Below are 641 nucleotides of genomic sequence, written 5' to 3' on the forward strand. Positions count from 1 at the left end.
TATGGATTCATGATGTACATGGCCGCGTTCTTTTTTATGACGGCCAGAATGTTCTGCCAAAATCAGGCAGTTTTTTGCAAACGACCGCAAAGCAGCTTGCGTATCATCAAGGGTCATTCTGGACCTTTGTCGAAAATGAGGTTTATCAGACCTACCCAAACAAAGAAAGGCAGTTGGTCTTTAGCCTTAACCCCGGGTCGCAAATTAGAAAAATAGGTTCATCAGGTGATTATATTTGGGTCAGTGATGGCGCACATTTTTATACCTACAACATCAAAACCAATGAACTTGATTCATTTTCACTGCTTCAACTTTATCAACATAGCAATAATAGTTATGTGTACATCAATGATGCGATTCTGATCGAAACCAAATGGGCGTTGGCTACAACATCTGGTGTCTATCTCTCTGAAGGTAATAAATTTGATCATGTGATTTCATCCGGTCAAAACTACATTGAAAAAGTGTACTACTCGCATACGAGACGCGAGATACTGGTCGGCACCTTAAAAGGCGCGTTGATCTTCAATATTTACGAGCCGAACAAAGAGATCGTCAAAATTGGCGGCTCCCACGTACTGACGTTTTCAGAGACCAATCAAGAGTATTGGGTTGGTACTGAGCACGGTTTGTATCTCTAC

The 641-nt window shown here is 41.5% G+C and carries 1 pseudogene; it reads left to right on the forward strand.

Annotation, left to right across the window (positions count from 1 at the left end):
* Positions 1-641: pseudogene (locus R7Q11_RS27150) on the forward strand (AraC family transcriptional regulator); the annotation flags it as partial.

It is taken from the genome of Vibrio sp. 970, from assembly GCF_033339075.1.